10 protein-coding genes and 2 pseudogenes are annotated in these 12,922 nt (G+C 70.9%); 10 read left to right on the top strand and 2 right to left on the bottom strand.

Features of this window, described 5'->3' with window-relative positions:
• Positions 1–133: 133 nt before the first annotated feature.
• Together LNW71_RS22280 and LNW71_RS22285 are read left to right on the top strand one after the other, a co-directional pair.
• Positions 134–1,438, top strand: coding sequence for a histidine kinase (locus tag LNW71_RS22280; protein WP_250969841.1), 1,305 nt, complete (start codon positions 134–136; stop codon positions 1,436–1,438).
• An 11-nt stretch (positions 1,439–1,449) separates the two neighbouring features.
• Complete coding sequence (locus LNW71_RS22285) at positions 1,450–2,448, top strand: histidine kinase (protein WP_250969842.1); 999 nt, start codon at positions 1,450–1,452, stop codon at positions 2,446–2,448.
• A 52-nt stretch (positions 2,449–2,500) separates the two neighbouring features.
• Here LNW71_RS22285 and LNW71_RS22290 read toward each other — a convergent pair whose 3' ends face one another.
• Positions 2,501–3,115, bottom strand: coding sequence for a response regulator transcription factor (locus LNW71_RS22290; protein ID WP_250969843.1), 615 nt, complete (start codon positions 3,113–3,115; stop codon positions 2,501–2,503).
• A gap of 268 nt (positions 3,116–3,383) precedes the next feature.
• Here LNW71_RS22290 and LNW71_RS22295 point away from each other — a divergent pair, with 268 nt between their 5' ends.
• The 6 genes from LNW71_RS22295 (at position 3,384) to LNW71_RS22315 (ending at position 8,129) form a co-directional block, all read left to right on the top strand.
• On the top strand, positions 3,384–3,743 hold the full coding sequence (locus LNW71_RS22295) for a DUF6059 family protein (RefSeq protein WP_250969844.1): 360 nt from the start codon (positions 3,384–3,386) through the stop codon (positions 3,741–3,743).
• Positions 3,744–3,844: 101 nt separating this feature from the next.
• Positions 3,845–4,732 (top strand): AMP-binding protein, encoded by an 888-nt coding sequence (locus LNW71_RS22300; protein ID WP_250969845.1) that lies wholly within the window; start codon positions 3,845–3,847, stop codon positions 4,730–4,732.
• The gene (locus LNW71_RS36190; protein ID WP_285802182.1) at positions 4,729–4,860 is read left to right on the top strand and encodes a hypothetical protein; all 132 of its coding nucleotides are present in this window, start codon (positions 4,729–4,731) and stop codon (positions 4,858–4,860) included. The genes LNW71_RS22300 and LNW71_RS36190 overlap by 4 nt, the downstream gene beginning before the upstream one ends.
• Positions 4,857–5,558: an AMP-binding protein gene (locus LNW71_RS22305; RefSeq protein ID WP_250969846.1), complete on the top strand. Its 702-nt coding sequence runs from the start codon at positions 4,857–4,859 to the stop codon at positions 5,556–5,558. Before LNW71_RS36190 ends, LNW71_RS22305 begins: the two co-directional genes overlap by 4 nt.
• Positions 5,559–5,562: 4 nt before the next feature.
• Positions 5,563–7,296 carry an acyl-CoA dehydrogenase gene (locus LNW71_RS22310; protein ID WP_250969847.1) on the top strand — a complete coding sequence of 578 codons (1,734 nt, stop codon included), beginning with the start codon at positions 5,563–5,565 and terminating at the stop codon, positions 7,294–7,296.
• Positions 7,293–8,129 carry a 4'-phosphopantetheinyl transferase superfamily protein gene (locus LNW71_RS22315; RefSeq protein WP_250969848.1) on the top strand — a complete coding sequence of 279 codons (837 nt, stop codon included), beginning with the start codon at positions 7,293–7,295 and terminating at the stop codon, positions 8,127–8,129. The genes LNW71_RS22310 and LNW71_RS22315 overlap by 4 nt, the downstream gene beginning before the upstream one ends.
• A 192-nt stretch (positions 8,130–8,321) precedes the next feature.
• On the opposite strand, the gene rpsT is transcribed toward LNW71_RS22315, so the two are convergent.
• The gene (gene rpsT / locus LNW71_RS22320; RefSeq protein ID WP_123470913.1) at positions 8,322–8,588 is read right to left on the bottom strand and encodes a 30S ribosomal protein S20; all 267 of its coding nucleotides are present in this window, start codon (positions 8,586–8,588) and stop codon (positions 8,322–8,324) included.
• A gap of 213 nt (positions 8,589–8,801) precedes the next feature.
• On the opposite strand from rpsT, the pseudogene lepA reads away from it, so the two are divergent.
• Together lepA and LNW71_RS22330 are read left to right on the top strand one after the other, a co-directional pair.
• Positions 8,802–10,675: pseudogene (gene lepA / locus LNW71_RS22325) on the top strand (translation elongation factor 4).
• Positions 10,676–10,933: 258 nt separating this feature from the next.
• Positions 10,934–12,822 (top strand): annotated as a pseudogene (locus LNW71_RS22330) (long-chain fatty acid--CoA ligase).
• Positions 12,823–12,922 lie beyond the last annotated feature (100 nt).

A 12,922-nucleotide genomic window follows, 5' to 3' on the forward strand; every position in this document is an offset into this window, starting at 1 on the left:
CAGATTCGAAAGCGGAGTTACCTATGATCTGCACCGGGGCATGCTCCGACCGGGCATGGTGATCCATGGGGGAATGTTGAAAGGCGAAATAGCCGGCCGTCCGGAAAGTGTTTCCGCGGATGTCGGCAGCCAAGTGCTGCCGCCGAGAAAGGCGATAGCCGTCACGGCGGCCGCGCTGCTCGGGTTCTTCGTCATCGACGGCGCCTTCGTCTGGGCCGAGCAGCCGCCGATGTGGGAACGGGCCGCCGCACTCTTCGTCTTTCTCGCGATCATGGCCCTGCAACTCAGCCACTCCTTCCCGAGGTTCCTTCCCCGTCTGCACCGATACCGCTACGCGACCTGGGCGTTGCAGGCGCTGCTGACCTACGTCCCCATGCTGCTGGTCGGGGACGCCTGGGGCGGGATGCAGTCCTTCCTCGGGGCGTCCGCCGTGCTGGTGTTCCCGGCGGTCCTGGGCTGGCCGCTGTTCGGCGCCGTGATGCTCACCTCGCTGGCGGTGCTCGTGTCCGTGGGGGACGACGCCGTCACGGTGCTCTACAACACCCTCGACGGGGTCCTGATCGCGCTGATCATCGTCGGGCTCTCCCGGATGTCCGACATGATCGTCAAGCTGCACCGCTCGCGCGAGGAACTGTCCCGGCTGGCCGTCGCCGGTGAACGGCTGCGCTTCGCCCGGGACCTGCACGATGTGATCGGGTTCAGCCTTTCCGAGGTCTCCCTCAAGTGCGAACTCGCCTACCGGCTGCTGATGGACAGTCCCGCCAAGGCACACGACGAACTCACCGAAGTGCTGAAGACGTCCCGCAGGGCCCTCGCCGACGTACGGTCGGTCAGCCGCGGATACCGGGAGATGTCACTGTCCGGCGAGGCGAACGCGGCGGTCTCGATGCTCTCCGCCGCGGGCGTGCGCACCCAGCTCGAACTCGGCGACGGCGAACTGCCCTGCGTGGTCGACACCGTCCTGGCCACCGTGCTGCGCGAGGGCCTGACGAACATGCTGCGGCACAGCAAGGCCGAGCAGTGCGAGATCCGGGCCTGGCGCCGGGACGGCCACTGCGTCCTGACCCTCGCCAACGACGGGGTGGGACGCCCGCGGCCGCCCAAGGCCGCCGAGGGCGGCTGCCTCGCCGCGCTCGTCGAACGCGTCGACGAGCTCGGCGGCACCCTCACCCATGGCCCCGACGGGCAGGGCTGGTTCCGCCTCGAAGCCGTCCTCCCGCTGCCCGACCGGGGCGAGCGGGAGGAGGCGACGAGCCCCTCGTCCGCGCCCGGCGCTGAGGACGCCGAGGGGGCGGTGGCACCTCCCGGCGGGCTCGGGCACCGGGACCTGGTGCCCCGGGTGGCCACCGCCATCACGTTCGCGGTGCTGGTGGGCTACTTCCTGGCGTACTCCGTCATCGCCATGTCCTACCCGCTGCCCTCGGCAAGGCGGTGGTGATCGAACTCTGCATGACCGCCACCCTGGTGCTTCAGCTTGTCGTGTCCTTCTCATGGCGGTTCGCCTGGTCGGCCCGCCGTCCGTGGCTGCCGCGCTTCGCCGCACCGGCGGCGATGCTGCTCCTGCAATGCGCCCCCTGGCCCTTCCTGGGCTCGTCCTACCTGGGCCTGCCCGGGTTCGTGGCCGGCACGGCGCTCCTCGTGCTGCCGACAGCCGCGGCCTGGCCGGTGATCGCGGCGGTCACCGTCGCCGGTGACGTGGCCTTCCACGCCGCCGACGGCTCCGGGGTGGACCTCATCTACGAGACGGCGTACACGCTCATCTGCGGTCTGGTGGTCTTCGGCCTCTCCCGCATGGCCAGGCTCGCCTCCGAACTCCACTGGTCCCGCGCCGAGATCGCCCGCCTCGCGGTGATCACCGAACGCCTCCGCTTCGCCCGCGACCTGCACGACCTGCTCGGTTTCAGCCTCTCCGCGATCACCCTCAAGTGCGAGCTGGTGCGCCGTCTCGCGCAGACCAGGCCGGTGCAGGCGCAGGAGGAGCTGACCGAGGTGCTCCAGATCTGCCGCCGGGCACTGGCCGATGTCCGCACGGTGGCGGACGGGCGGCAGCGGATGAGCCTCACCGCGGAGGCGGAGCATGCCACGGCGATGCTCGTCGGGGTCGGCATCCAGGCCAGTATCCGGCTGGACTGCGGTGACCTGCCGGACGACGTCGACACGGTGCTCGCCACCATGCTCAGGGAGGGCCTGACGAACATGCTCAGGCACAGCAGGGCGGAGCACTGCCGGATCACCGCCGACCGGGCGGGCGACGGGGTGCGGCTGTCGCTCGTGAACGACGGGGCCGACGGCATCGACAACCCCGCGCTCGGGATCCAGTTCGGCGGCGGCAGCGGTATCGGGAACCTGGCCACGCGGATCGAGGCGGTGAACGGCCGGCTGTCGGCGGGCCCGCGGGCCGACGGCTGGTTCGAGCTCAAGGCCGAGGTGGAACTGCTCGCCGTCTGAGGCGTGCGGCCGCTGCCTCGCGGAGCCGCCCGTGCGGCGGCGAGGGCGGTGCTCAGACCGAGTGCAGCCACCCCGCGTCACGAGCGATCCGGATGGCATCGACCCGGTTGCGCGCATGGAGCTTGGTGACCGCCGAGGTCAGGTAGTTGCGCACGGTGCCCGACGAGAGGTGCAGCCGGGAGGCGATCTGCCCGGCCTCCATCCCTTCCGAGGCCAGTTGCAGCACCTCCTGCTCACGGTCGGTGAGGGGGGAGGGGCCGGAGTCGAGCGTGGCCAGAGCCAGTTGCGGGTCGATCACCCGCTGGCCCGCGGCGACCTGGCGGATCGCCGTGCAGAGACTGTCCGGATCCGAATCCTTCGGCAGGAATCCCGAGACATGGGCGGCGAGCGCCCGTCTGAGGTTCCCGGGTCTCCCGAGGCTGGTGAGAATCAGGGTGCGGCACTCGGGCACCAGGGTGTGCAATCCGGCCGCTGCGGTGATGCCGTCGGTTCCGGGCAGGTCGATATCGAGGACAGCGACATCCGGCCGCATGGCTATCGCGGTCGGCACGATATCCGTCCCTGACGACAGCTCCGCCACCACCTCCAGGTCCGGCTCCAACTCAATGAGCGATACCAGCGCTTTGCGCAGCATATGCATGTCTTCAGCAATCAGAACTCGTACCATGGTGCCCCCCGTTGTGCCGGATCATGGGTCGTTCGCCTAGCGATTATGCAACAGGCCGTGCCCGTTTCGCTGGCTGAGACCCATCGGGATCAGTCTGGTTCAGGGCTGGTACAACCATTTCCCATTCCATGGGTTTCAGCCAGAAGTCGAGCGGGACTTGAGTGGTCGCTCCCATCATCCCTCCACCCAGGCGCCGACCGGCGGCAGGAGCGAAGGGAAGGTGACGTGACCATGAACGGACACCGCAGCTCGGAAGGTGTTCTCTGACATGGCCGGCCGGGAGGAACCGGGCCGGCGGGAAGCGCGTCGCCCGGGTGACCGCATCCCCGCGCGCACCGGCGGGAGCGCCGCGAAGGACAAGTTGCGCCGCATTCTGGGCCGTTGCCTGCGGCCGGTGGGCCTGGCCCTCATGGTGCACGGCGGCGTCGACATGTATCTGACCGCGGCCGACGGGGGGCGGGCGCGGCTGCACTCGGTCGACAACGGGTTCCGCCTGATGCTGCGCACCGACGCGGACGGCCCGCCGCCGGGCCACCCCGAACGGCTGCGTCCCGATGTCCCGCTCAGCGGTCAGGAGCGGCTGCTTCTGCAGGACCTGCTGAACGGGGAGTCCGGGCGCAGAAGATGAGCGGCCCCGACGCCGCAGCACAGTTGATCTTCAAGTCCCCGTCCAGTGCCGGCGCGGAGAGTAGGAGGACCCCACATCCGTCCGAGTACCAGGAGCAGAGGATGACTTCAGCGAGGAGCTTCACGCATGCGCTGGCGGCCCGGTTCGCCGCCGGCGCCGCGGACACCGCCCTGCTCTGCCCGGACGGCGAAGGAGGCGCCGCGGCCCGTACGTACGCCGAACTCGACACACGGGCCGGGGCCGTCGCGGCCGAACTGCGGCGCCGCGGCAGGGCGGGCGAGCCCGTACTGGTCTCGATGGACGGTGGCCCGCACACCGTCGCCGCACTGCTCGGCTGTCTGTACGCCGGCGCGGTCGCCGTGCCCGTGCCGCCGCCCGACCTCTCCCGTGCGGCGGCCGAACGTACGGCGGCCATCGCCGCCGAGACCGATGCCACCGTGGCGCTCACCGAGTCGGCCCACGCCCCCGAGCTGTCGCGGCGCCTCGCCGCCGCCGGGCACTCGTCGGTGGTCTGCCTGGCCGTCGACCGGCTGCCCGGACGCGGCGGCGGCTGGCAGCCGCCGGAACGCTCGGGCGCCGACACCGCGCTCATCCAGTACACGTCGGGGACCACCGCCGGACCGCGCGGTGTCCTGGTCACCCACACCAACCTCATGGCCACCATGGAGAGTCTGCGCAGCGCACTCGGCACCGACCGGACCTCACGGATCGGCGGCTGGCTGCCCCTCCATCACGACCTCGGCCTGATCGGGCAGTTGCTGCATCCGCTCTGGCTCGGCGCCACTGCCGTACTGATGCCCCAGCGGCTGTTCTCGACCGCCCCGCTGAGCTGGCTGCGCGAAGTGTCCAGGCACGGTGTCACCGTCACCGCCGCCCCGACTCCGCCTACGCCCGCTGCCTCGCCGATGTCACCCCCGACGCTCTCGCGGATCTCGACCTCAGCGCGCTGGACGTCGCCGTCAACGCCTCCGAACCGGTGTCCGCCGTGACCCTGGACGCCTTCGCGCGCCGCTTCGCCCCCGCCGGGCTGCGCCCCGGCACGCTCACCACGGGCTACGGCCTGGCCGAGGCGACCCTCCTGGTCAGCCTGGGCACCGCGGGGCCCCGGCCCCGGTGACGGTGGCCGCCGACCGGCTGGACCGTGGGGAGCTCGGCCCGCCCGTGCCGGGGCTCGCGGTCCGCACCTTGGTGGGCTGCGGTCCCGCGAGCGGCGTCACCGTCCGGATCGTCGACCCGGCCACCTCGGCCGTGCTGCCCGACGGCTCCGTCGGGGAGATCTGGGTGCGCGGCGACGCCGTGGCCGCCGGGTACTGGCGCCGTCCGCTGGAGACCTCGGCCGCCTTCGGGTGCGCCACGAGCGGCGGCGAACACGGCTTCCTGCGCACCGGGGACCTCGGCGCGCTGAGGAACGGCGAGCTGTACCTCACCGGCCGGATCAAGGACGCCCTGCTCGTCGACGGCCGCACCCTGCACCCGCAGGAGGCCGAGCGCCAACTCGTCAGATCAGGATCACCGTTCGGCTCGGCGGTCGTCCTCTCGGCCTCCTCGGCGCAGGAGGAGATCGTCGCGATACAGGAGATCCGGGGTGCCGGCTGGAGCCCGGTCCAGCTCGCCGGCCTCGCCGAGCGGGTCCGCGGCTGCCTGCACCAGGAGTTCGGCGCGGACCTCGCCGGTGTGGTCCTGGTCCGCCCCGGCACGGTACGGCGCACCACCAGCGGCAAGGTCCGCCGCTCCCTGATGCGCGAGCTCTACCTGCGCGGCGAACTCCGCCCGTTGTACGCATCGGCGCCGCCGTACGCCGCAGAAGGAGGCTGATGTGATGCCCGCCACCGTCGTCCGGGCCGCCGAGCCGGACGTGTCCCGGCGCGCCGAGCGGCTCGAGTTCCGCTTCGGCGACCCCTGTGATCCGGCGAACCCGCTCGGCTTCCGCGCCCTGCTCGCCGCGGACGGGGAGCGTGAACTCCTGCCGGCCGCGGAGGACCTCCTCGACCAGGAGGGTTTCGGGGCGGAGCTGGTGCCGGCCGGGCTCGGCGGGCGGCTCGGCGACGCGGGCGGGCTCATGCGGATGCTGCGGCCGGTCTTCCGCCGCGACGTGGCCCTCGCCTTCGGCTACGGCATCACCTCACTGTTCGCGGCGGCCCCGGTGTTCGCCGCCGGATCGCCGCGGCAGCGCGAGACCGTCGCCGGCCTGCTCGCCTCGGGCGGCCGGGCGGCCATCGTGCACCGCTCGCTCGCGCACGGCACCGCGATGCTGCGCGGCGAGCTCACCGCCATGGAGTACCCCGGCGGCAGGCTGCTCGACGGCCGCAAGGACGTCGTGATCAACGCCGAGCGTGCTGGTGCGGTCGTCGCCTACGTACGTACCGACCCGGCACCCGGGTCCCAGTCCCACTCCGTGTTCCTCGTCGAACCGGACCGGATCGCACCGGGCGGCATGCGGGTGCTGCCCCGCAGGTCCACCACCGGAATGCGCGGCTGCCGCTTCGCCGGGTACGAGTTCGACGCCTGCGAACTGCCGGCCGACGTGCTCGTCGGTGAGTCCGGGGCCGGAGTGCGGCTCTCGCTGCGCACCTTCCAGCTCAACCGCACCCTCATCACCGGCGCCATGATCGCCTCGGCCGACACCGTGCTGCGCGCCGCCGTCCGGGCCGCACTCGCGGGAGGAAACCTCGGCAGACGTCAACGAGGCGTGGTCGCCGGGGTGTTCGCCGACCTGCTGGCCTGCGACAGCATGGCCACCACGGTGCTGCGCGCGCTCTCCCTGCTGCCGGGCGCCGCCCATCTGGCCGCCGCCGACCTCAAGTACCTGGTACCCGAGCTGCTCAGGGACGACCTGGAGGAACTCGCCACCGTGCTCGGCGCCGGCGGTTACAGCCGGGAGACCGATCAGGGCATGCTCACCAAGCTGCTCCGCGATCTGCCGGCCGCCGGCCTCGGCCACGCGGGCACCGCGGCCTGCCAGGCCGTGGTCATCCCGCAGCTCCCCCTGCTGGCACGGAGCTCCTGGGGCCGGGAGGAGGAGCCGTCCGCCGCGCTGTTCGGCGCCGGCTCCCCCCTGCCGCACCTGGACATCGGCAGTCTCCAGGTCGCGGGCGGCGGAGACCCGCTGGCCGCCGCCCTCACCGCGTCCGCCGCCCGGCTGGCCGGTTCGGCCGGCCGGGGGCCCTATGACGACGCGCTCCGTACGATGGCCGCCGCCTTCCTCGCCGACCTGTACGAGGTGCGGGACAGCTGCCGGCTCATCGAGCCGGGGGACCGGGCAGCGCTGGTGAGCCCGGCCGCCGCGGCGCTCGCGGACCGCCACGCGGTGCTGTCCGCCGTGGGCGCGGCCCTCGGCATGTGGGAGAGCCACCGGCACGCGGACACCTTCCTCGCCGACCCGGCCTGGCTGGTGCTCGCTCTGCACCGGCACGGACGCCGCCTCGGCCTCCGCTTTCCCGCGCTGCCACCGGACTGCGTCGACCGGGTCGCCGCGGAACTGCTCGCGCGGTTCCGGGCCGGCCGCAGTTTCGATCTTCACGACGTCGCTCTGGCGGAAGCAGGTACGACATGAGGGCGCCCAGCAGGCCGGTCATCGCGGAGCCCCTGCTGATGCCGGGACCGGAGAGCCACTGGAGCCGGGTGCGGCAGTCCATGGCATGGCACGGCCATGTCGTGGTGTACGCGAACCGGTGCGACTGGCTGCCCGCGACCCTCGCGGACCCCCAGCTGCGCCCGCTGCTCGGGGCCACCGACTGGCAGCGGCTCAACACCCTCCAGGACGCCGAGGCCCGCGGCCGGTTCGCGGCCTCCCGGCTGCTGGTCAAATACACCGCGGGCGCGGCCCTGCAGACGCCGCCGGAGACGGTGGAGCTGGCGTCCAAGGCCGGCGGCCGGCCCTTCCTGCGCGGCTGCGACCAGATCGAGGTCAGCCTCAGTCACACGCGTGACCTGCTGGTGGTCGGCCTCAACCGGCGCGGGCGGGTCGGCGTGGACACCGAGCTCGCGGACCGCCGGATCGAGTACTCGGCGGTTCAGCGCCATCTGTGCACCCCGGCCGAGCGCCGCTGGCTCGCCGCCCTCGACCCGCAGGAGCAGCAGCGCGGGCTGGTGCGCACCTGGACGCTGAAGGAGGCGTACACCAAGGCGCTCGGCCAGGGCATGCGGATGGGCTTCAACCAGTTCGGCTTCGATCCGCAGGCCACCGCCCTGCTCACCCCGCAGGGCGAGCCCGCCTCGCACGGCGAGTGGGCGTTCTCCACCTTCGAGCTGGACGGCGGCTACCTGGTCGGTGTCGCCTGTCAGGACAACGGGCTCACGGAGGAGGGCGACACGGCGGTCTCCACCATGCTCGACGAGGGCTTCCTGGGCGATGTCGTCGACCTGGTGGGCCGCGGCCGGCGCTGAGCGCAGGTCCGGCGGCGCGCAGCACGAAGGCCCCGTCACCGTCCTGGGGAGGACGGCGACGGGGCCTTCGCGTGACTTCTGGTTGCGCCGCACCCGCGTGGCGAACGCAGGTTCGGTGTGCGGCGCGGGGTGCCGGTCAGGAGCGGGAGAGAGGGCCCGCTGTGTCCGTTCCGGCGATCACATCGGGAGTGCTCAGCCCTGGAGGGTGGCAACCTTGGTGGCCAGCGCCGACTTCTTGTTGGCGGCGGCGTTCTTGTGGATGACACCCTTCGAGACAGCCTTGTCGAGCGCACGGGAGGCGTCGCGAACGGCCACGTTGGCCTTCTCGGCGTCACCCGCAACGACGGCCTCGCGGGCCTTGCGGATTGCGGTCTTGAGCGACGACTTGACGGCCTTGTTGCGCAGGCGCGCCTTCTCGTTCGTCTTGTTCCGCTTGATCTGGGACTTGATGTTCGCCACGAAAGAGCCTTTTCAGGTTCGTTGGATCTTCGATGTGCGCCTCACGGCCCGAGGGCAAGGAGGCACAGCTGTCCACGGTACCAGCCGCGCTCCGACCGGCCCAAACCGGTCCCCGCTCCGCAGGCGTGGGACGATGGGAGCTACGTACAGATCCGACCGACCCGACATCGACCCGAGACACGGCGTTCGGCGTCTCAAGAATCAGGACCCTGCGTGCCCGCGACTCCTCTCCACGTGCCCGAGCCGAGCCGTACCGACCCGGCGCTGATCCGCAACTTCTGCATCATCGCGCACATCGACCACGGCAAGTCGACCCTTGCCGACCGGATGCTCCAGCTGACCGGTGTGGTCGACCAGCGGCAGATGCGCGCTCAGTACCTCGACCGGATGGACATCGAGCGCGAGCGTGGCATCACCATCAAGTCCCAGGCGGTACGGCTGCCCTGGGCGCCCACCGCCGGTGAGGGCCAGGGCAGCACCCACGTCCTCAACATGATCGACACTCCGGGACACGTCGACTTCACCTACGAGGTGTCCCGGTCGCTCGCCGCCTGCGAGGGCACGGTCCTGCTGGTCGACGCCGCGCAGGGCATCGAGGCCCAGACCCTGGCCAACCTCTACCTGGCGATGGAGAACGACCTCACCATCGTCCCGGTGCTCAACAAGATCGACCTGCCGGCCGCCCAGCCCGAGAAGTTCTCCGAGGAGCTGGCCAACCTCATCGGCTGCCAGCCCGAGGACGTCCTCAAGGTCTCCGCGAAGACCGGTGTCGGCGTGGACGCACTGCTGAACCGGGTGGTCAGGGACGTCCCGGCGCCCGTCGGCAAGGCCGACGCACCGGCCCGCGCGATGATCTTCGACTCGGTCTACGACTCCTACCGCGGCGTCGTGACGTACGTCCGGGTCGTCGACGGGTCGCTGAACAAGCGCGAGCGCATCCGGATGATGTCCACCGGCGCCACCCACGAGCTGCTGGAGATCGGTGTCTCCTCGCCGGAGATGACCCCTCCGACGGCATCGGTGTGGGTGAGGTCGGCTACATCATCACCGGGGTGAAGGACGTCCGGCAGTCCAAGGTCGGTGACACGATCACCTCCCTGAACAAGGGGGCGACCGAGGCGCTGGGCGGCTACAAGGACCCCAAGCCGATGGTGTTCTCGGGTCTGTACCCGCTGGACGGGTCGGACTACCCGGACCTGCGCGAGGCCCTCGACAAGCTCCAGCTCAACGACGCCGCCCTGGTGTACGAGCCGGAGACCTCCGCCGCGCTCGGCTTCGGCTTCCGCGTCGGCTTCCTCGGCCTGCTCCACCTCGACGTGGTCCGTGAGCGGCTGGAGCGTGAGTTCGGTCTCGACCTCATCGCCACCGCGCCGAACGTGGTCTACCGGGTGGAGATGGAGGACGGTACCGAGCACACCGTCACCAACCCGAGTGAATTTCCCGAGGGCAAGATCGACAAGGTGCACGAGCCGGTCGTCCGGGCCACGGTCCTGGCGCCGAGCGAGTTCATCGGGGCGATCATGGAGCTCTGCCAGCAGCGCCGCGGCACCCTCCTCGGGATGGACTACCTCTCCGAGGACCGGGTCGAGATCCGCTACACCCTGCCGCTCGCCGAGATCGTCTTCGACTTCTTCGACCAGCTGAAGTCCAAGACCCGCGGCTACGCGTCCCTCGACTACGAGCCCACCGGCGAGCAGTCCGCCGAGCTCGTCAAGGTCGACATCCTGCTGCACGGCGACAAGGTCGACGCGTTCTCCGCGGTCACGCACAAGGACAAGGCGTACGCGTACGGCGTCCGGCTGGTCGCCAAGCTGCAGAAGCTCATCCCGCGGCAGAACTTCGAGGTGCCGATCCAGGCCGCCATCGGCTCCCGGGTCATCGCCCGTGAGACCGTCCGCGCCATCCGCAAGGACGTCCTCGCCAAGTGCTACGGCGGTGACATCTCCCGTAAGCGGAAGCTGCTGGAGAAGCAGAAGGAAGGCAAGAAGCGGATGAAGATGGTCGGCAACGTGGAGGTGCCGCAGGACGCGTTCATCTCCGTACTGTCGACCGACGAGTCCGCCGGGGAGAGCAAGGCCAAGAAGTAGTCCGTTCCCCGCCTGCCGACCCTACTGATCGGTAGAACGACGGGCCCCCGCATCGCAGAACGCTGCGGCGCGGGGGCCCGTTCGTTATGAAGCGGGGTCCGGTTGCCCCTTACGCGGCGGACGCGGGCGCTCTACCCTGATCACGACTTCGTAGTTACTCGTGAGTTAAACAAGCAGGATCAAGCACCAGACTTACGCGGAGAGCAAGCCGCAACCAGCAGCCGGTCGTGAAGCACTGCCGCAGGCCCGGAGGATGTCGTGAGCGACGCACAGACCATGATCGAGAACCGTCCGCCCTCCGTGGCGACCCTCTTCATCGACCGGGTGGCAGCCACCCCGGACGGGGAGGCATACCGGTACCCCGTCCCGGCGGCGGGCGGCCAGGGCCCCGACGAATGGAAGTCGCTCAGCTGGGCGCAGGCCGCCGAGCGGGTGTACGCCATCGGAGCCGGTCTCATCGCCCTGGGGTGCAGCCGGAGGAGCGCGTCGCGCTCGCCGCCAGTACCCGGGTCGAGTGGATCCTCGTCGACCTCGGCGTCATGTGCGCCGGAGCCGCGACCACCACGATCTACCCCTCGACCAACGTGGAGGAGTCGGCGTTCATCCTCTCCGACTCCGAGAGCCGGGTACTGATCGCCGAGGACGCCGGACAGCTGGCCAAGGCCCGCGAGCGGCGCGCCGAGCTGCCCGCCCTGGCCCATGTCGTCGTCATCGACGCCGAGGGCGCCGGACCCGCCGAGGGTGACCCCGAGGGCTGGGTGCTCACGCTGGCGGACCTGGAGGCGCTGGGCACCGAACACCTGGCGAAGAACCCGGCCGCGATCGGCGAGCGGGTCGACGCGATCACCCCCGAGCAGCTCGCCACCCTCATCTACACCTCGGGCACCACCGGCCGCCCCAAGGGCGTGCGGCTGCCGCACGACAACTGGTCGTACATGGCCAAGGCCACCGTCTCCACCGGGCTGATCACCAAGGACGACGTCCAGTACCTCTGGCTGCCGCTCGCGCACGTCTTCGGCAAGGTCCTCACCTCCGGCCAGATCGAGGTGGGCCACGTCACCGCAGTCGACGGCCGGGTCGACAAGATCATCGAGAACCTGCCGATCGTCCAGCCGACGTACATGGCCGCCGTCCCCCGGATCTTCGAGAAGGTCTACAACGGCGTCGCGGCCAAGGCGCGCGCCGGCGGCGGGGCCAAGTACAAGATCTTCCAGTGGGCGGCCGGGGTCGCCCGCGAGTACGCGAAGGTCTCCCAGGACAACTTCCGGCGCACCGGCACCGCCTCCGTCCCCTTCGCCCTCGGGGCCAAGCACAAGGTCGCCGACACCCTCGTCTTCGCCAAGATCCGCGAGGCCTTCGGCGGGCGGCTGCGTGCCTGTGTCTCGGGCTCCGCGGCGCTCGCACCCGACATCGGCTTCTTCTTCGCGGGCGCCGGGATCCACATCCTGGAGGGCTACGGCCTCACCGAGACCAGCGCCGCCTCCTTCGTCAACCCGGGCGAGGCCTACCGCACCGGCACGGTCGGCAAGCCGCTCCCCGGCACCGAGGTGCGGATCGCGGACGACGGCGAGATCCTGCTGCGCGGCCCCGGCCTGATGCAGGGCTACCAGGGGCTGCCGGAGAAGACCGCCGAGGTGCTGGAGGCCGACGGCTGGTTCCACACCGGCGACATCGGCGAGCTGTCGGTGGACGGCTACCTGCGGATCACCGACCGCAAGAAGGACCTGATCAAGACGTCGGGCGGCAAGTACATCGCGCCGGCCGAGGTCGAGGGCCAGTTCAAGGCCGTGTGCCCGTTCGTCTCCAACATCCTGGTGCACGGAGCGGACCGTAACTTCTGCACCGCGCTGATCGCCCTCGACGAGCCGACCATCCTCGGCTGGGCCGCCGAGAACGGCATGGCGGGCAAGTCGTACGCGGACGTCGTGGCGTCCCCGCGGACCGTCGAGCTCGTCGACGGCTACGTGAAGCGCCTCAACGAGGGGCTGCAGCGCTGGCAGACCATCAAGAAGTTCCGGTTGCTCCCGCGCGACCTCGACATCGAGCACGGCGAGGTGACGCCCAGCCTCAAGCTGAAGCGGCCGGTCGTCGAGCGCGCCTACAAGGACCTGATCGAGGACATGTACGCGGGCTCCCGCGAGGCGTGACGGCGGCCCGCAGGCCGCTGTGACCACCCGGCCCCCGCGCTCCGGCGCGGGGGCCGCGGCGTTCTCCGGGTGCCCGGTTCTCCACTCACTTCGGTAACTA

Origin of the sequence: Streptomyces sp. RKAG290 (assembly GCF_023701695.1) — a bacterium.
Lineage (GTDB): Bacteria > Actinomycetota > Actinomycetes > Streptomycetales > Streptomycetaceae > Streptomyces.

Coding starts and splice junctions, on each gene's coding strand:
- LNW71_RS22315 (WP_250969848.1), top strand. CDS start 7,293: ATGAGGGCGCCCAGCAGGCCGGTCATCGCGGAGCCCCTGCTGATGCCG.
- LNW71_RS22300 (WP_250969845.1), top strand. CDS start 3,845: ATGACTTCAGCGAGGAGCTTCACGCATGCGCTGGCGGCCCGGTTCGCC.
- LNW71_RS22285 (WP_250969842.1), top strand. CDS start 1,450: ATGACCGCCACCCTGGTGCTTCAGCTTGTCGTGTCCTTCTCATGGCGG.
- LNW71_RS22290 (WP_250969843.1), bottom strand. CDS start 3,115: ATGGTACGAGTTCTGATTGCTGAAGACATGCATATGCTGCGCAAAGCG.
- LNW71_RS22310 (WP_250969847.1), top strand. CDS start 5,563: ATGCCCGCCACCGTCGTCCGGGCCGCCGAGCCGGACGTGTCCCGGCGC.
- LNW71_RS22295 (WP_250969844.1), top strand. CDS start 3,384: ATGGCCGGCCGGGAGGAACCGGGCCGGCGGGAAGCGCGTCGCCCGGGT.